This is a genomic window from Bacteroides sp. ZJ-18, from assembly GCF_011038705.2.
GTDB lineage: Bacteria > Bacteroidota > Bacteroidia > Bacteroidales > Bacteroidaceae > Bacteroides > Bacteroides hominis.
The window spans coordinates 478,701-497,196 of sequence record NZ_CP072198.1 but is presented as its reverse complement, the minus strand read 5'-3'; the positions used below and the strand labels follow the sequence as shown (position 1 = coordinate 497,196).

Genomic DNA, 18,496 nt, shown 5'->3' with positions numbered 1-18,496 from the left:
ATCACTATTTATATTTAATATTTAGAATAAATCAATTTCAGCGATGGTCACCGTCTTTCCGCCGGCAGCGATCTCGGTTGTTTCAATGCGTACGTAGCGTGCCTTCACCGCTTGTTTGAAGTAATGAAACCGCTTGGTGGGATCATTGATTAAATTGCCGAACACGAATGTTTCCGCTTTTTTCCATTTCCTGCCATCCTTGCTGATCAGGATATCGCCTTTTGCCATCATGCCTTTCGAGTGTTCTCTTAGTGGAGTATAAGCGAAGCCACTCAAAGATTCTTCTTTTCCCAGATCAATAGTGAGGGTGGGAGGAACCCCCTCTTCACTGGTCCAATAGGTGCGCGGGTCAGCGTCAAAGGCTTTGTACATCTCCTTTTTGCCTGTTCCGCTGCTGCTCTCCAAGGGCTTCCATCCTTGCTTTATCAATCCGGACAGTTCGCTATGTACAGCTCCCTTCTGGCGGTTGAGTATGGCTACGGCCTTCAGTTCTCCCTTTTCCATCTTGAAAGGAGCGGTGTAGAGTGAAGCGTTCGTGTCGGGCTCTGTTCCATCGGTGGTATAATAGATCTTAAATCCCGCATTGAGATTTTTTGCGATGTCTTCGCCATGTGCTTTCCAGTTGAACTCCTGTTGCAATGGCTCGATGGTCATCATACCATTCAAGGCTCTTTTAAAACTCAGTTGAGGGGGGCGGGATTGGTAATAATGTGCCGAGATGTTACTGATGGCGGGAGTGAGGCGCGCTTCGTTGATGCGAATCCTGATTTTATCGGTAGTCACTTCTGGGAATCGCAGAATACGCTTGTAGCCGATGTTGGTGGCGTGGGCAATCTCTTTCCATGCTCCGTCTTTCCATGCCTCCAGCGTATGTCTTTCCACTCTTTCTCCATTCGTGCGGATGGCCTCCTGGATGAGCAGACGGTTGAATGTAACGGGGGCATTCATGGAAATCACAATGTCGTCAGCTGATTGGATGTAAGTCCCGGCATCCCCGTCCAGAACCTCCTTCGGTCCATTGGCATTCTTCAGTAAGTCCGTGCCGTACGTCTCCCTGATCCTTTCTCCGGTTTCCTTCAATACCTTGACATCGGCGGGAGAGAAGCGTCCCTCACGGTTGGGAGGAATATTCAGCAAAAAGGTTGAATTACCCCCTACGGCACGTTCGTAAATATCGAATACATCATCCGTACTTCTCACTTTCTGTCGCGTATCATCTCTATAGAACCAGCCTTCGCGAATGGAAGTGTTGGTTTCCGCCTGCTGATAATGCAGGAACTTACCTTTGTATAATTGTTCCCGGCTTCCTAAGTCTTGGGCTTCCATGTCTGGAAAATGGGACGCTGTATCCGGATTCTGCATATATGGGATAACGTTCCATTCGGTTGATCGGGTACTTCCGGCTTCATTTCCGCACCATCGGATGTCTTCTCGTCCGAAAATAACCGCTTGGGGTGCCAATGTTTTGATGAGTTTCTTCCAGGCAGGATAATTGTAGGTCTGGCCTCCTTTCCGTTTGGGATGCGCTCCGTCGAACCATACTTCATGGATGGGACCGTATTCTGTCAGGAGTTCGAAGAGCTGATTGAGGAAGTATTCATTGTAATCATCCACCTCAAACTTGAATTGGGTTTTGTTCTTAAAAGGTCTTCCCGCAACTTCGCGCGGAATGGTTCTCAGCGTATATTTGCTCAGGTTGCCATACAACCCTTCCGGGTTTTCTATCTGATACAAGTCTGCCGGAGAGAGATAAACGCCCAATTTCAGATCGTATTTACGGCAAGATGCAGACAGCTCTTTCAACACATCTCCTTTCCCATCTCTGAATGTGGTGGACATGATACCGTGTTTGGTATATCGGCTTTGCCAAAGAACAAATCCATCATGATGTTTCACCGTCAGGATCACCATTTTTATGCCGGCTGCTTTCATGGCTTCGCACCATTGATCGGTATATAGTTCCTTAAGGTCGAATATCTTCGGATCTTCCATACCGTTTCCCCACTCCATGCGGGTGAACGTGTTTGGTCCGAAATGGATGAAGGCGATAAATTCATTCTGCAATGCCTTTAATTGATTGGGGGTAGGCACTATGTGGGCCGCCTTGTTGATAATGGTTTCTTTGCTGTCTCCCGGAGTAATCTCAATGGTATTTGCAAAATGTATATTTTCATTTTGCGCTTGGATACTTGTTAGAGCCATGAAACCAACAATGGATAATAATAACTTCTTCATAGGGTATTTGTTATTTAAAGATTGATTTAGGTACTTCTCCTGTCCAGGGAAGTGGCTGGTTCACCTTAAATAAGCGCAATATAACCGATGCGGTGTTCACTGTATTATTAGGTTCTTCCATATTGAAATCTTTTCTTATGCCGGGTCCTGTAATGCCCCATGGTACGATCATTTCATTCACACTCATTCCTCCATGACCATAGTTAATTCCTCCGTGATCGCTTAAAAACATGAAATGTGTGCTTTCATACAACTTCTCCTTTTTCATCTTTTCGATGAATTTGCCTATCTCGACATCTGCTTCTTCGATGGATTTGATATATTCCGGAGACATCCATTTATGATTGTGCCCCGCATGGTCTGTATGTACGGAATACAGAAATACGAGGGTGGGTTGTTTCCGGTTTTCTACGATGAACTCGAAAGCCTTGTCGTAATTGGGAAGGTAAGCATCGTTCTCCAGATAGCTGACTTCATCAAAATAGGCTTTGTTATGGGGATAAAATAGGTTAATCCAATTGTAGTAGAAAGCGGTTTTCATTCCGCTAACCTTATCTTTCAGTACTTTGAATACTGACGGATAATAACCATCGGCATCGGTTTCGACAGACGGGAACTTCTTTTTATTGATTTCCCAGCCATTGTCTACGATCCCATGTTGTTCCGGTCCGCTGCCTGTTAAATGACTTGTCCAGTTGGGCAAGGTTACCGAAGGCATCACTACTCTGGTTTGAATTGAGAGCACGCCTTCTTTTAGCAGTGCGTCCAGATTCGGAGTGTTTGCTTTTTGAAAGCCTTCTACAGATATTCCATCCAAGGCAATTAATACTACTCTTTTGGCTTTGGGAGCGGAAAATCCTGTGAGTGAGCAAAAGCATACAAGTACTAATAAAAATGTTTTCATGACAGTCGTTTTAAAGAAGTAATCTTTTTGTTTATTGAATCTTTACTGATCTGATGAAGTATGTTTCATTTAATCATTTTTCTGAGTTTCTTTTCTACGGCAGCCGCTTGCCGCATCATGCCTACATCAGAAGGATGCACATAGTCGACCCATGCGTCCGGATCGTATGCCAGTTCTTCTCTTGACAGGTAATAGATCTCCTTTATTCCCGCTTTTTTCAGTTCTTTATACGCTTCCGCTTGTCCTTTGTTGGTGTGGCTGTAGGTTTCATATTGCTTTTGGTTTGTGGTTCCATTGCTGTATCCTGCATGTTCTACCAGTAATATAGGTGTATCGTGCTTTTCACGTATTTGAAGAACAGCCTGCTTTACCAGCTTTTTTATTTGTTCCACGTCATAGTCGCCTAAATTGGCCATGCAGTCAATTATATAAGCACATGCTTCCTGTTCGTTGATGAGGTCGAGCACTTCTTTCTCCAGTTTTCCATTTCCGGAGAATCCCAGATTAATAAAAGGGATTTCCAATGACCGGTTCACGATGTTTCCCCATGCCATTCCCGGGCGTGACGCGCAAGCTCCCTGCGCAATGGAGGTTCCGTAAAGAACGATCGGTTTTTCGGTTATCCGGGGTATGAAAGAGAACTTACTACCCTCGGGGACTCCTATTTCCATTGCTTTCACTCCATTGTACAGCGGCAGATACAGCGTATATTCCTGTTCGCCGTTTGAAAGGTTGCCACGGTCTATCTGATAATTATAACGGACGGAATCTCCGAAAGAATAACTGCCGAAGCAGAACCCACGGTCTGAGTTACGGTAAAGGTCGACTCCCGAAACTCCGGTAGCAGGCATGTGTGGCATGCTGTAGTTTCCTGTTGTTTTATACTTTACTTTGATCTCTTTCGCGTCTGTTTTAAAACGGATGGCAAGTCCGGCCGATTCACCGGCAAGGTTCCATACTTTTTTTCTGACTTTAGCTTTGGCTCGTAATGGCAGACGGCAATAATTGCCCCCGTCTTCGTTCCATCCTTGATTTTGGATAACGGAACCTGGGGTGGTTCGGTTATCCTGTGGGTTATGCCACTCCCATTGTGCGTACATCTCTGAGGCAGTGAACATCAGGCATATCAGTATTATATTTCTTTTCATCTCTGTCGGTTAATAGTGGTTTATTGTTTCTTTCGCCTTTTTCACGACTTCTGCTGCCGGACGGGTCTCCAGGCCGAACTCATCGAATGTCTTCAGAATTTTATGGATCTGATTCAGCCCCTGACGATTATTTTTCCTCTTGAACTCTTCTTTTAGCAGATGAATTTTTTCAAATGCCTGTATACCTTCTATCAACCTCTCAAAGCGAATGGAGGTACGCCCTTCCGGGTAGATGAGGTAAGTGTCTCCGGCAGCCCATGCCGTGAAACGGCTGTCTTGCAACGGATTCTTTACCCAGCTATTTAATGCCCAGCGGACATATCCGTCCAGGTTCTCTTTGGCGGCAAACCATCCCAACCATTCGGCTTCGGCGGGCGGGCTGAAAGTAAATGTGTTAGGGCGGGGTTCTGTACAGCAAGTATAATAAGTGGTGACTTTGCCTGCTTTTCTGCGCGATTCAATAACTTCGGGGGGGAATTTTTCGCCGATGGCAATGCAGTAATCGTTCAGTCCTTGTACCAGTTCGTCATGATAAGTTCCGGCAAATGATACTTTGAAATTTTTATCGGCCTTGGCAATGACTTTCAATGTTGCCTGCATCACGTCCATAGGGCGTTCGTCCATTGCGATATGTGTGATCTCGAACCATCCTTTTTCTTTCAGGTGTTGCGCGAACGATTTCAGCATGGTTTCCCAGAAAACTTCGTACTCTTTTTCTCCCGGTTTACAATTCTGATATTTGAATGAATTGCTTGCCTGGTCAATGTATTGGAATGAAAGTTTCCATGGAACCATCGAATAACAGTCTATCTGCTTCTTGATGCCGAGTGACATCATAAACTCTACCCATTTGTCGAATACGGTATAATCGAAATACCAGGTTCCATCCGCCTTCTTGAGCCAGGTCACCATGCTTTCAAAGGCGTCATACGTCTGTCCGTTCCAAGGCTTGTGAATGATAGAAGCAGTAATTACTTTTCCTCCGGCATCGGCATATCGCTGCATGATGGGGCGCATCAGATCAAAATGCTTCTTACTGAATAAGTCCACATCATAATAGCGGGCAACCGCATAAGGGTTTTGCCATAAATCCAAATGGAACTTCCAGTCGGACGGTGCAGGAAGTGTACGGTTTTTTACATGGATGGTCAGGTGCAGTTCAGATAATGTTTTATCACCGTTTTTCACGGTAACGGTTCCTGTATACTTTCCCTCTTTAGTTTGTTGTGGTATGCGGATGCTAATCCATCCTGCCTGTGTAGAGCGTGCCGGAATGGAAAGTATGTGGGTATGATGATCGATAGGGTCGGCAACTAAAGTCGAATCAAAATCAGCTTTATTCCGATAACCGCAACCCCCTTTGCCATCTTTGTTTAGTTCGTCAGTCATCACATAACGTACAAATCCGGTCTGTATGTTTCCAGTTGCAGTGATCTTGCTCTTACTTGATCGCAAATCACTGATTACGAATGACAGGTGATTCACATCCTGCGTGCTCCATACAACGAACTGTGCGGAAACTTTCTCTCCTTTCCAGGCAGTCAGTTTCATGCTCTTTTGTATACGGGAGATCGGAGCCGGTTCCTCTTTTTTATATCGTGAATCCGTGCTTCCCCAACTCACCTGCGTAGTCTTGACTTTTGCCCATTGTGCAGGGTTGGTGGTGACCGGATTTGTCAATTCCCTATATGTCTCTTTTTTCTGGGCATTAAGTGTGATGACAGATAATAATAAGACACTTAATAAAATGACTTTTTTCATTTTTGTTCTATTTCTTTTAGCGATAAAAGGGGAGTTAAAGGTATATTTTTAGAATTTTATGTCTGCATCTTCTATAACTGACACCAAGGGGAAAGTGTCAATTGAGTCTTTCATATTTAGGTCTTTTGGTGTAGGAGGAATAAAATCAGCTTTTGTCCCTTTTACTTTTGCTCCCTTACTATTCAAGCTTACAATAGCATATAAAGGTTGGGTGTAAGTCATTGAATATTGTAAGATTCCGTATTTTTTATTTATTTCTTCCGGATAACGTTTCTCTGTCTGTGTCGGTTCGCCTATCCATACATACGATGCACTGTTCATCTGCATGTAAGTGATTCCGTTTATTTCTTCAGTATAGTTGCTATGATTATGTCCGCTGAATGCCAGTACCACTTTCTTAAAGCCCGCGTGTTTGTTTTCGTCCTCCAGAATCTGGCGTACGACTTCTTTATTGTTCATCGCTTTTTCGATGCTTTGATGAGAGAATAAGATACATTTCTTGTCTGTGGCTTTCAAATCCTTTTTTAACCACTCCAATTGCTCCGGATCTACAAATGCGCGTTTTTGGGCATCGACATAATAGTTGGCTTTAGAATAATGAGTATATTTCTTACCGTCGTAGAGGTTATTTCCGTCCAGGACGATGAAATGGAAATCTCCTTTGTCGAATGAATAGTACCGTCCCGGCATATTTCTGCCTTTTACGTATTCTTCAGGAGAATACCGATCCATGTCGTGATTCCCTATCACATGATATTTGTCACCCGTAAAGCTGTTCCAAGCATTTAAATAAGGTATTGAAGCACTATCCAAACGGATGAAATCACCTAATTCAATAATAAAATCCACATTATTATCTTTTGCGGCTTTGATAAAAGCTTCTATCCGCTCTTTTCCGTCGGGTACATCTTGCGCATGGAAGTCTGACGCAATGGCAAAAGTAAGAGTTTTCTCTTCTTGTTGTTTGCAAGCAGTGAAGTTGAATGTTAACAAAGCAAATAGGATATACTTTGTAATAGTACAGATTTGTTGTTTCATGTTCTTAATAGTTTTAATAGGATGGATAACAATAATTGTCGCAAAGTTAATCTGTCTGTTACTGTTTACGGTAATGACTTTATTGGGGAAATATATACAAAACGGACTATATACATCAAAGAAGTGTATAATTAGGAATATGGTAGAGGTGCTGTATTATATACTGTTGTCTGTACGGTAGAAGAAATAAAGAGTAAAGCCCATTTGAACAGATGCCTTACTCTTTATCTAACTGTGATCGGAAGATATTTACCGGATACCCTAAGTCGGATAATGCTAACGTTGCGAAAGCCTTTCTTTTTATTTATAAATCAAACGGCTTATAAACAGGTATCCTCCGAATATTTGCAGAGCCATTCCCGGCAGGCCGATACGGAAATCCTGTGCGGCACTGAGGAAATCTTTGACCATGATCCACTCACCCAAAGTACCGGCCACTTGGTAGGCCAACACGACAACCAGCAGAATGGGAATGGAGATACGCTTATAATGATGGGCGGCATAACCGGCCGCTACAGTCAGAAGCACTGATTTTAAAAGGATAGCAGGTAAAACTGCCGGATGGGGCATACCGAATAACAATGAATTCAGGACAGGTGAAAAGAGTGCTGTCAACAATCCGACTTTCCACCCATATTTATAGGCTCCGATCAGAGTAAAGAAATAGATCGGTAACCAGGTGATACCCCCTTGGGGGATGAGATGAAAAAGTTGGGGCAATGCCATATTTCCCACGACAAACGGCATCGCTGCCAGATATGTTTTGGCATCGTTGTAATTTAATGAATAAAGCTTGATAGATGTTGTTTCCATATTATGATATGATAATTAAAAGTTAATGTTGATTCCTCCCATAAATGTAGCTTTCGGCATAGGGTAACCGGCATTTATTTCATAACGTTGCGCCAGCAGATTCTCTCCTTTTACAAACAGACCGGCGATGGAGCAGATACGATAATTACCCCGAAGATTCCATAGAAGAAAGTTTTCTTTCTTTTCTTCAGGGCTCACTACAGTATAAAGTCCTGCCACATATTGTATTCCGGTGGAGAAATTCCATTTGCCTTTTGTGAAATCAATTCCTGCATATAATTTATGTTCCGGTGCGGCAACCAGAGGGTGTTCCATATGAAGCCAGCTGTAGTTGGCAGTCAGGTTCCATGTAGGATGGATGTGGTACGCTATACTGGCTTCTGCTCCCCAGTTCTCTACTTTACCGGTGTTTACGTTCAGCGGACGTCCGTCTGTGCGGATAGTCTGGATCATATTGTCACCATTGGTATAAAAGAGGTTAACCCCATAATAAAACGTTTGATCGAACAGTCGTTGAGAATAAGACAGTTCGTAATTCCATAACCGTTCCGGTAATAAATCGGGATTGGCAGGGCGGAACATATATAGTTCGCGGATTGTAGGGTTGCGGAATCCTTTACTGGCCATAGCTTTCAAGCTTGCGTTGTGTGGCAACTGTACCGACAAGCCGACTTGTGGTATCCATTCTGTTCCGGAGACAGTGTGATGATCTGCACGGATACCCGCGTCTATTGTCAGATGACTACCGATTGCCTGACGGAAATCAACGTATCCCGCAATTTCATTTTCCGATTTATCCGAGATATTTTCTTTATGGCGGTCTGTAATGAAGCGATTCCATGCTTCACCGCCAAATCGCATATAGTCTAATCCTACAGTCAGCCGGTTACCCGTAAATAAAGAAGTACTCTGGTACCAGGAAATTCCCGTCATCCGGTCTTTAGAGTTGAAACGGTAGTCCAGTGGTGCTTCGCCTGTACCGTATCCGTCATTAATGTGATGTTTACCCCAATTATAAAAAAGCTTGAGTGCCCCCGATGTATGTTCATACTTATTCTCCAAAGCAAATGAAGTCATGCCACGTGTAATGCGTGAATCGTTATCGAAAACCGGAGTGCTGACTGTTCCAGGATTAGAGGCATTGAAATGCGTCAGGTTCAGATCTGCGGATATGTTCCATGTGCGGTTCAATTCATAGCCCAGCCTTGTATATCCGCCGTATTGCTCAAACTCCATATCGGGGCGATGTCCGTCTGTCCGGTTGTAAGAACCGGTGATAACACTGCTGAAACGTCCTTTTTTTACTTGGTTGGTAACTTCAGTCGTCCATGTATTATATGAGCCATACCCCAGCCGGGCTCCCGTTCTCACTCCGTCTTCCCGCTGCTGACGGGTCACGATGTTGATTACTCCGCCCATTGCATTCGAACCATAAAGTACGGATGCAGGGCCACGTACTACTTCCACTTTTTCAGCCAGCATCGATTGATAAGCGTCGGCAATAGGATGCCCCATTAGCCCCATGTACTGTGGATGTCCGTCAATCAATACTAATAATCCTGTAGTGGGGCTGCCTCCGATGCCACGCAGGCTGATACCACCTGCCGCACCGCTCGACACGCCATACCCCATGATGCCACGGCTGGTTGTGAATAACCCCGGGATCTGTTCTGTCAACATAGGGAGTAAAGAAGGCTCTAAACGTTTCTCTATGGTTTCGCGGTTCAGGACCGAAACAGTCATAGGCAGATGGCGGATGTCAGTTTCATTTCGTGTGCCGGTGACTACTACCCCATCTATCTCGTAATTCTGTGTCGTGTGGGTCGTGTCTCTCCGGACTTGTGCCTCTAAAGAGGTACTTAGAAAAGTACAGGCAAACAGGATGCCAAGCAGATTTTTCTTCATCCTCATTTTGGAGAGGAAATTCTCAATGATCCGGAATATTTCTTCTAAAGAACTGATTTCATGGCAAGCTGTTTCCAGCGGACACCATCCGCTTTTGTCCCGATTCTCAATGAAAGGCACCAATCGGATATAAGTAACCTCAACATTGGCATCATGCAGGAGTGTAAGTGCGGGTTGGCTGATGACATCTGCATATACCCGCCGGATTCCTCCCAGAACCATTAGTCCTGCGGCAGCTTTCCCAATCACCTTGTCGGCAATGCAGGCTCCTTCCATGAAAGAGGGTTCTTGCTGGAACAGATCGTATAAATCGGCTACGCCCCGCTGAGTGAAGGTGCGTATTTCCGCTCCGTTCCCGATCACACAGGAATAGTCTCCGGAGTGGAGTAGATCGATTATCTTTTCCATTATAGCGTTTCCTGTTTGAGTTGTTCTACAAAATGATCGATACGGTGCAGTTCGTCCGGAATCCGGATAGACTGCGGACAATGTGAGGTGCATTGGTTGCAGCCAATACAATGGCTGGCTTGCCGTAGTTTGGGTACACTGCGGTCATAGCCTATCAGGAAAGCGCGCCGTGCTTCTTTATAGTTTTCACTTGTCCGGCTTTGCGGAATATTCCCTTCGTTTACGCATTTGTTGTAATGAACGAGGATGGCAGGAATATCGATGCCGTATGGGCAGGGCATGCAATATTTGCAGTCATTGCATGGGATGGTAGGATATTGCATCATAAGTTGCGCAGTCTCTTCCAGATATTCCTTGTCGTCATCGGTCAGAGGAACCAGTGGTGAATAAGTACGGATGTTATCTTGCAAGTGCTCCATGTAGGTCATACCGCTCAATACAGTCAGTACCAGTTCCGGTGAACCGGCAAAGCGGAAAGCCCACGATGCTATGCTGTCTTCAGGACGTCGCTGTTTCAGTCGTCCCACGATGTGTTCAGGGACATTTGACAGGCGCCCGCCCAACAGTGGTTCCATGATGACAGCGGCAATGTTTCGTTTGGCCAGTTCTCCGTAAAGATATTCCGCATTGACATTGTTTCCTGTAGCGTGGCGCCAGTCCATATAGTTGAGTTGAATTTGTACAAAATCCCATTTCACCGTATCATGCATGGCGAGTACCTGGTCGAAAACTTCGACATCACCATGAAATGACCAGCCGAGGTGCCGGATACGCCCGGCTTCACGTTCTTTGAGAAGGAAGTCAAGCATGCCGTTATCGATATATCGTTCGTTGAACACTTTCATTCCGCCGCCACCGATGGCGTGCAGCAGATAATAATCAAAGTACTCTACCTGCATATCCTCAAACGACTGGTGATACATAGCCAGTGAGTTTTCACGTGAGAAGTTTGAAAAATTCGATAGTTTGGTTGCTATGTACAGTTTTTCACGCGGATGCCTTTTGAGGGCAATTCCTGTTGCTTTTTCCGACCAGCCCTGTACATATACGGGCGATGTATCGAAATAGTTTACTCCGTGGGCGATAGCATAATCTACCAGTTCATTGACGGCTTCCTGGTTGATAAGGTCTCCTTTCCCTTCCGGTGAAGGGATTGTAGGCCAGCGCATGCAGCCATACCCCAGGAGAGAAACTTGATCTTTGATTCCTCCGACTGAGCGATAGGTCATTTTATCTGTGGGGACAGGAGAAGAGGCACTCCGTCCCTGACCGGCTTTATCTCCGGAGCCGCAACCATAAAGAGCGGCAGTTGTTGTAGCGGCGCTGATACCCACAATTTTGAGGAATCCTCTTCGGTCTATATGCTTATTCTGTTTTTCCATATGTTTCTGCTTTTGGGATGTGTTATATGATACGGTGTCTTTCGTGACCTTCTACATAGATGGCACTGAACGGGCGTGCCGGGCAAAGATTTTCACATGCTCCGCAACCGATGCAACGTTCGGTATTGATTGCCGGTATTTTGGGAGAGTCTGTTTGGTCCGGTATGGATAGAATCATCTGAATGGCTCCTGTCGGACAATGACGGGCACAATTGCCACATTCCACCCCGTCAGTCAGTGGTACGCAGTTCGCTTTTACCCAGACCGCATGCCCGATTTGAGTCGAAGACTTGTCGGCTACCGTGATAGGGCGGATTGCTCCTGCCGGACATACCTGGGAACAATCGTTACACTCCGGACGACAATAGCCGCGTTCGTACGACATTTCGGGCTGCATCAGGTTCATCAGTTTCGTGGAAGGACGCAATACCTGATTGGGGCAGGCTGATACACACAGTTGGCAGGCCGTGCAATGTGCAGACATATTACGCGCACTCAACGAACCGGGAGGTGTGATGGGTGTCTGCCGATTGGGTATTTTTTTATCTTCTATGGTGGCGAGTCCGCCATCTACTTTTTTCTCCTGTGCTTTGAGTGCCGATGTTGCGGCTACCATTGTCGTTACGGTCAGGAAGTTGCGGCGTGCTTCATTTACTTGGCCGGATGAAGCCAGAGGAGCATTCTGCTTCACTTGTGGTGATCCTGTTTTGCTTGTTCGTAATTGGTAACTGAGCGCTTTCTGCTTGCATTTGCCAAGGCAGTCCATGCAAGCCACACAACGGCTGTAGTCTATCGTATGTTCTTTGGAGTTGATGCATGCCGCTTTGCAATGGCGTGCACACAGTCCGCACCCGTTACATTTATCCGTATCAATCGTGACGCGGAATAAAGAATAGCGTGAAAGAAATCCCAGTACTGTCCCCACAGGGCAGATGGTATTACAGTAGGTACGCCCGTTTCGCCATGCCAGCAGAATCAGGATGACGAAAGTCGCTGCAGCGATGATAAATGTCGGCAGACTTTTCATCCAGACTTCGACGTCATAAAATGCATAACTGTCGATTCGTTCCGCCAGATGAGCAAACAGGTTGTTTCCCCATAACCAGATGGGTTGGAACAGGTTGTTTGCAATACGTCCGTAAGCACTATACGGAGCAAACAAAGTTGCGATGAAACTAACTCCTGCTATCAGGGTAATGATGAATATAGCCAATGCCCCGTAGCGTAGTGAAGAGAGTGCCGGAGAATAGGAGTAAGGCAACTTTTTCCGTCTTTTCCCAACCCAGGCTGCCACATCCTGGAATACTCCGAGCGGACAAATCACCGAACAGTAGATTCGTCCGAATACGGCTGTCAGAATTATTAAAAAGGCTACTACCCCTATGTTCAATGCCAGTATCGCAGGAAGGAACTGGATTTTTGCCAGCCAGCCGAACCAACCGTGCAGTGTTCCGGTGAAATCAAGGAACAGCAGGGTGATCAGTGTCAGGCAGATGATGCCACATGTTAGTCTGATTTTTCGTATCATTGCGTTTGTTTTTATTGAGTTTGTTATTTATCGTTTACAAGCCACGTCTTAAACTCCGATGCTTTGTTTTTGCTGACATAAACACGTTCCGGCACTTCGGTATCGAGTGTGATGAGCAGTCGGCTGTCAAACCAGATAGTTATATCCGTTACGCTGTCTCTGGCTATGACAAACTGTTTGTTAGCCCGGATAAAGTCTGTCGGATTGAGTGAGGAGACGATCTGTTCCAAGGTCTTGGAATAAGGATAACAGTTGCCGTCCTTCAGGCATACATATGTGTTTTTACCGGTTGCGTAGAAATAAGAAATCTCTTTTATGCTCACCGGGAGCAGTTTGTCTTTATGTGCAATCAATAGTTTGTCTTTGTACTTGGGTGCGGGTTTCAGCTGCGTCAGTTGTGCCAAATATTGCAAAAGGTCCTGTCGGGTCAGTTTGCTGTATTTTTCCAGTGCGTGTTCTACATCCTCCACCTTGACAGGTTTCAGTAAATAGTCTATGCTGTTCACTTTAAAAGCTTCGATGGCATATCGGTCATAAGCCGTTGTAAATATAATAGGAGTCTCCAGCTTTATTCTGTCGAAAATGGCAAAGGCCGATCCGTCTGATAAATGAATATCCATGAATATCAGATCCGGAGCCGGATTTGACTGTAACCATCCGACAGTCTGCGTGACACTTTCTGTATTGGCCATGACCCGGATATCGAGGGCTACCTCCGCGAGGATATCCGTCAGGTTTTCATAGGCAGCGGTTTCGTCTTCTACAATCAGTACTTTCATAACAACTACTATATTAAAGGTAGATATACCCGGAATGTCTCTTCGTCGGATTCCACCCGGATTTGCTTATTCATTAACAGATTGAATCGATTTTCCAAGTTACTTAGTCCGGTTCCGTTTGTGTCGGGCGGGGATAGTTTAGGGTAAATGGGATTGGACACCACCAGTTCAGATTGCTCGTTCAGCCGGATGGAGATCTCCATCTTGTGTTCGCTGTCTATCCGGTTGTGTACGGTGACGTTATCGACTAACGGAAGTAGTGAGAGTACAGGCAGTGTCAGCAAATCTTTTTGCCTTTCGGCTACGTCGATGGCAAAAACCAGTTTATTGGCAAAACGTACCTCCATTACGTATTGGAAAGATTGGATGAACTCCAGTTCTTCTCTCAGCGTGACGAGCCCTTTCCGGTCGCTTTGCAAGATGTACCGGAAGATATCAGATAGCTGATTGACGTACATCAGCGTGTTTTCATCATTCTTTTTTCGTATTAATGAAGATATTCCGTTCAGTGAGTTAAAGAAGAAATGCGGGTTTACCTGATTGGCCAGTGCGTCACAACGACTTTGTAAGTTCTCAAAACGAAGACGTTCTATTTCCTGCTCTTTTTCTCTCTGCCGGGTATAGAGCATAGAGATGTATCCGACCAGTGTACATAAAAAGCACAGTGTGAAGAACTGTGATATCAGGGTACTGCCCAGAAAATCAGTATGGAAACCATACGAGGAAATGGTGTACGAAACGGAGGCGAAGAACAGATAGCCGGTCAGTGCAAACAGAAAATTGTGGGTCAGACGTTTGCGGAACAGTGCTGTCGGTATCTGGCGCAGATTGTAGTTTATCAGAAAACCGATCATTCCCCAAAAGAAAAGGAAGCGATATATAAAATAAGAAAAGAAACCAAGGTAGTCCGATGGTTTCAGAGAGTTTAGCTCCCATGGAATGCAAGCTATGTTGGGATATATAATGAAAACCGCACTGATCAGGCTGACCAATGGGAGGTTTCGTGATATGTATTTATCAAAGGAATCCATTTTGCTTTTTTCTTAATGCAAAGAAAAGCAAAATATTGATTCCTTATTTGTTATGTCATGTCAAAACGAAAAAAGAGGCATAAAAGCGAAACTTTTTCATTTTTTCAGCATAAATACAATGTAGTCTCTGCATAAAATGAGAATGCAGAATGACAAAAGCAGGGAAGTGATCAGCATAAACTCTTTCATATAGTTTGTTGGTTTTATAGGTTCTTTTCTATAAAGACAACGGCCGATAAGAAACTCCCTACCCGGACAACTGTTTTATTTCATTTGTTTTTGTTCTGCTACGTATTTCCAGAGCGGTGCCGCATGTAATGCCTGTATGATTTGGTTGCTTTTCAGGAGTTCTTGTACCTCTTCAAAGGTGAGCAGATGCACTGTAAGTGACTCCGTATCTTCCAGATGTTGTATGTCTACTCGTTCTACATCCGTTGCCAGAAAGCAGTGAGTCAGATTGGTATGTGTGCTTGGATTGGCCGAAATCACCATATATTCCTGCCAGTTACCATTGCCGTATCCGGTTTCTTCCAGCAGTTCACGTTGTGCCGAAACAAGCGGTGATGCATCCTCTTTCTCGCATACACCCGCACAAAGTTCATATAGCTGTTTGCCGATTCCCGGTCGGAACTGGCGGACAAATACAAACTTTCCTTCTCTGGTGATGGCGATAGTGTTCACCCAGTCGGGATACTCAAGGATGTAGTACTCTGGGATATGATTGCCGTTAGGCAAAAGCATATCGTCGCACCGTACGGTCAACCACGGGCGGCGAAATAGATATTTGCTGCTGACTACTTGCCAGGCTTCGTCTTTTGTTTCCATTGTTTTATTGATAGCGGTTGCTGGCAAAGGTAATTAGAATAATTGTCAGGAACAATTGTTTTCATACGTATCTTTTTTGGTTTAAAAACCGTTGTGTATCTTTGGGGCGGATAAACTAACAGAATAATGAAAAACGCAATCATCTCTTTATTCCTGCTTTTTATTGCCGTGCAATATGTAGCAGCACAAAAAAAGGTTATTAAAATAGCCTGTATCGGTAATAGTATCACATATGGTGTAGGTACACGTAATCCTGCTAAAGACAGCTATCCCGCTGTGCTGGGGCAGATGTTGGGCGACGGTTATGAGGTCCGGAACTTTGGAGTCAGTGCCCGCACCATGCTGATGAAAGGGGACAATCCCTATATGAAGGAAGAGCGCTATCGGCAAGCATTGGACTATAATCCCGATATTGTGACTATTAAATTGGGGACCAATGATACGAAACCTCAGAACTGGCGATATAAATCCGATTTTAAGAAAGATATGGAGACGATGATCCGAACGCTTCGGGCATTACCGTCGAAGCCGGAAATTTATTTATGTTATCCTATTCCCGCATACGCTGTCCAGTGGGGCATCAATGATAGTATCATTGTTCATGGAGTGATGCCGGTTATCAACCGGTTGGCTGCCAAATACGGATTGAAAGTAATCGATCTGCATACTCCGTTAACGGGGATGAAAGAGTGTTTTGCCGACAACGTACATCCCAACGAAAAAGCTGCTGTCCGTATTGCACAGGCCATTTACCGGCAACTGACCGGCGAGGAACCACCAGCACATGTTTCTCAACCCTTCCCGGGACTTAAAGGTAAATGGAAAGGGTTCGATCAATATACTTTTGCTTATCAGGATCGGGAGGCTATTGTTGTCTGCCCGAAACATGCGGCAACCGGCAATCCCTGGATCTGGCGTCCTGCTTTTTTCGGTGCTTTTGCTTCAGTTGATGAAGAATTGTTGAGGCGTGGTTTTCATGTGGCATATTATGATCTGACTCATCTTTATGGAAGTCCCCGTGCCCGGAAGTCCGGTACTGATTTTTATTGGAATATGGTACGTATGTATGGACTATCTCCCAAAGTAACGCTTGAGGGTTTCAGTCGTGGAGGTCTGTTTGCTTATAATTGGGCGGCCGATCATCCGGATAAAGTGGCCTGTATCTATGTGGATGCTCCGGTTTGTAACGTATTCAGTTGGCCGGGACGTTCGCCTGAGAATGCCGGACTATGGAAAGGTCTGTTAGAGGAATGGGGGCTGACGGATGATCAGATGAATTCATTTTCCGGTAATCCGATTGACCGGCTGAAACCTTTGGCGGATGCGAGGATTCCGGTGATCTGTGTATGTGGAGACAGTGACAAGGTAGTGCCGTTTTCAGAGAACTCGGCTATTGTCCGCCAACGATATACAGCCATGGGGGCTCCATTCGAACTTATCTTGAAACCAGGAGTGGATCATCATCCGCATAGTTTGTCAGATCCTGCTCCGGTGGTCGACTTTATTATCCGCCATCAGCCGGGTTATGAAGCCAAACAATGCTATACATTAAGAGGGGACTATCGTAACTCGTATCAGATGTTTGAGAAAGAACGTGTTGGTACGGTTGCTTTTCTGGGAGGTTCCATCACAGAAATGAAGGGATGGAGGGATATGATTTGTGAAGATTTGAAGCAGCGTTTCCCTTATACAAAGTTTACCTTTATCGATGCCGGGATTCCTTCTACGGGCAGTACGCCCGGAGCATTCCGCTTGGCGGACGATGTGTTGTCCAAGGCCAAAGTCGATCTGCTTTTTGTGGAAGCGGCGGTGAACGATGATACCAACGGCTTTAATGCCATTGAGCAGGTAAGAGGAATGGAAGGTATCGTACGCCATGCTTTGCTTTCCAATCCGTCTATGGATATCATGATGCTGCATTTTATCTACGATCCTTTCATCCCGAAACTGGACGGAGGTCAGATGCCCGATGTGATTCTGAATCACGAACGGGTGGCGAACCATTATCTGGTCCCTTCCGTCAACCTCGCTACAGAAATCGCCGCCCGTATGCGGGAAGGTGAATTCAATTGGGAACAGTTTGGCGGTACGCATCCCAAACCTTTGGGGCATGCTTATTATGTGGCTACGATAAATAAGGTGCTCGATGAAATGTATGCTTCTTGTGTTGCTGCCGGAACTGCCGTCAAGCCTCATGTGCTTCCTGCCGTGCCGCTGGACGGATATAGTTATACAAATGGCAAGTTGGTCGACATCCGGCAAGCTCATATAAATAAAGGCTGGCAGTTAGTCCCTTCGTGGACTCCGCGCCTTATTGCCGAAACGCGTCCGGGCTTTGTCGATGTGCCCATGCTTGAAACCGATCGTCCCGGAGCGAAACTGACACTCGACTTTGAAGGGACGGCTGTCGGTATCTTCTGTGTAAGTGGTCCGGCTGCCGGGATTCTGGAATATAGTATTGACGGTGCTCCGTTTAAAAAGTTGGATACGTTTACGGCTTGGAGCGGCGGACTGTATATTCCTTGGGTATATATGTTCGATACGGAGTTGCCGAAAGGCAAACATCGTCTGATGCTCAGGATGTCAAAAGATCATCATCTGCAAAGTAAGGGTACGGCCTGCCAGATCAGACAGTTTGTGGTAAATGAATAGTAAAGTTAGGTTGCGTTTGATTGAGCATATCCTGCCATCCGCATAATCTTCTTGCAGATAGATAAATGCTTTTCTGAAAAACATTCA

At 45.3% G+C, this 18,496-nt stretch carries 13 protein-coding genes; 1 reads left to right on the top strand and 12 read right to left on the bottom strand.

Going from position 1 to position 18,496, the window contains the following annotated elements:
• Positions 1-21: 21 nt before the first annotated feature.
• The 12 genes from G7Y45_RS02190 to G7Y45_RS02135 all read right to left on the bottom strand — a co-directional run bounded on the left by G7Y45_RS02190 (position 22) and on the right by G7Y45_RS02135 (position 15,757).
• Entirely contained in the window at positions 22-2,235 is a 2,214-nt protein-coding gene (locus G7Y45_RS02190; protein WP_165017313.1) for an alpha-L-fucosidase, read from the bottom strand.
• Positions 2,236-2,245: 10 nt separating this feature from the next.
• Complete coding sequence (locus tag G7Y45_RS02185; protein ID WP_165017310.1) at positions 2,246-3,139, bottom strand: alkaline phosphatase family protein; 894 nt, start codon at positions 3,137-3,139, stop codon at positions 2,246-2,248.
• Between the two features lie 65 nt (positions 3,140-3,204).
• Positions 3,205-4,287, bottom strand: coding sequence for an SGNH/GDSL hydrolase family protein (locus G7Y45_RS02180; RefSeq protein ID WP_032539230.1), 1,083 nt, complete (start codon positions 4,285-4,287; stop codon positions 3,205-3,207).
• Between the two features lie 9 nt (positions 4,288-4,296).
• A complete protein-coding gene (locus G7Y45_RS02175) occupies positions 4,297-6,048 on the bottom strand; it encodes a DUF4091 domain-containing protein (protein WP_165017308.1) in 1,752 nt (583 codons plus the stop codon).
• Positions 6,049-6,096: 48 nt separating this feature from the next.
• A complete protein-coding gene (locus G7Y45_RS02170) occupies positions 6,097-7,086 on the bottom strand; it encodes a metallophosphoesterase (protein WP_165017305.1) in 990 nt (329 codons plus the stop codon).
• Positions 7,087-7,386: 300 nt separating this feature from the next.
• A complete protein-coding gene (locus tag G7Y45_RS02165; RefSeq protein ID WP_165017302.1) occupies positions 7,387-7,899 on the bottom strand; it encodes an ECF transporter S component in 513 nt (170 codons plus the stop codon).
• Between the two features lie 15 nt (positions 7,900-7,914).
• The gene (locus tag G7Y45_RS02160; protein ID WP_165017299.1) at positions 7,915-10,212 is read right to left on the bottom strand and encodes a TonB-dependent receptor domain-containing protein; all 2,298 of its coding nucleotides are present in this window, start codon (positions 10,210-10,212) and stop codon (positions 7,915-7,917) included.
• Positions 10,212-11,594, bottom strand: coding sequence for an aldo/keto reductase (locus tag G7Y45_RS02155; protein ID WP_032531586.1), 1,383 nt, complete (start codon positions 11,592-11,594; stop codon positions 10,212-10,214). Before G7Y45_RS02155 ends, G7Y45_RS02160 begins: the two co-directional genes overlap by 1 nt.
• 22 nt (positions 11,595-11,616) lie before the next feature.
• A complete protein-coding gene (locus tag G7Y45_RS02150; protein ID WP_044300912.1) occupies positions 11,617-13,122 on the bottom strand; it encodes a 4Fe-4S binding protein in 1,506 nt (501 codons plus the stop codon).
• Between the two features lie 23 nt (positions 13,123-13,145).
• The gene (locus G7Y45_RS02145) at positions 13,146-13,901 is read right to left on the bottom strand and encodes a LytTR family DNA-binding domain-containing protein (protein ID WP_165017297.1); all 756 of its coding nucleotides are present in this window, start codon (positions 13,899-13,901) and stop codon (positions 13,146-13,148) included.
• An 8-nt stretch (positions 13,902-13,909) separates the two neighbouring features.
• A complete protein-coding gene (locus tag G7Y45_RS02140; RefSeq protein ID WP_044300914.1) occupies positions 13,910-14,932 on the bottom strand; it encodes a sensor histidine kinase in 1,023 nt (340 codons plus the stop codon).
• Between the two features lie 264 nt (positions 14,933-15,196).
• Entirely contained in the window at positions 15,197-15,757 is a 561-nt protein-coding gene (locus G7Y45_RS02135) for an NUDIX hydrolase (RefSeq protein WP_005811532.1), read from the bottom strand.
• Between the two features lie 126 nt (positions 15,758-15,883).
• Here G7Y45_RS02135 and G7Y45_RS02130 point away from each other — a divergent pair, with 126 nt between their 5' ends.
• Positions 15,884-18,409 (top strand): alpha/beta fold hydrolase, encoded by a 2,526-nt coding sequence (locus G7Y45_RS02130; RefSeq protein WP_165017294.1) that lies wholly within the window; start codon positions 15,884-15,886, stop codon positions 18,407-18,409.
• The last annotated feature ends 87 nt before the right edge of the window (positions 18,410-18,496 follow it).

Excerpts from the sequence above, each read along its gene's own strand:
- G7Y45_RS02190 (WP_165017313.1), bottom strand. The coding sequence starts at position 2,235 with ATGAAGAAGTTATTATTATCCATTGTTGGTTTCATGGCTCTAACAAGT.
- G7Y45_RS02185 (WP_165017310.1), bottom strand. The coding sequence starts at position 3,139 with ATGAAAACATTTTTATTAGTACTTGTATGCTTTTGCTCACTCACAGGA.
- G7Y45_RS02180 (WP_032539230.1), bottom strand. The coding sequence starts at position 4,287 with ATGAAAAGAAATATAATACTGATATGCCTGATGTTCACTGCCTCAGAG.
- G7Y45_RS02175 (WP_165017308.1), bottom strand. The coding sequence starts at position 6,048 with ATGAAAAAAGTCATTTTATTAAGTGTCTTATTATTATCTGTCATCACA.
- G7Y45_RS02170 (WP_165017305.1), bottom strand. The coding sequence starts at position 7,086 with ATGAAACAACAAATCTGTACTATTACAAAGTATATCCTATTTGCTTTG.
- G7Y45_RS02165 (WP_165017302.1), bottom strand. The coding sequence starts at position 7,899 with ATGGAAACAACATCTATCAAGCTTTATTCATTAAATTACAACGATGCC.
- G7Y45_RS02160 (WP_165017299.1), bottom strand. The coding sequence starts at position 10,212 with ATGGAAAAGATAATCGATCTACTCCACTCCGGAGACTATTCCTGTGTG.
- G7Y45_RS02155 (WP_032531586.1), bottom strand. The coding sequence starts at position 11,594 with ATGGAAAAACAGAATAAGCATATAGACCGAAGAGGATTCCTCAAAATT.
- G7Y45_RS02150 (WP_044300912.1), bottom strand. The coding sequence starts at position 13,122 with ATGATACGAAAAATCAGACTAACATGTGGCATCATCTGCCTGACACTG.
- G7Y45_RS02145 (WP_165017297.1), bottom strand. The coding sequence starts at position 13,901 with ATGAAAGTACTGATTGTAGAAGACGAAACCGCTGCCTATGAAAACCTG.
- G7Y45_RS02140 (WP_044300914.1), bottom strand. The coding sequence starts at position 14,932 with ATGGATTCCTTTGATAAATACATATCACGAAACCTCCCATTGGTCAGC.
- G7Y45_RS02135 (WP_005811532.1), bottom strand. The coding sequence starts at position 15,757 with ATGGAAACAAAAGACGAAGCCTGGCAAGTAGTCAGCAGCAAATATCTA.
- G7Y45_RS02130 (WP_165017294.1), top strand. The coding sequence starts at position 15,884 with ATGAAAAACGCAATCATCTCTTTATTCCTGCTTTTTATTGCCGTGCAA.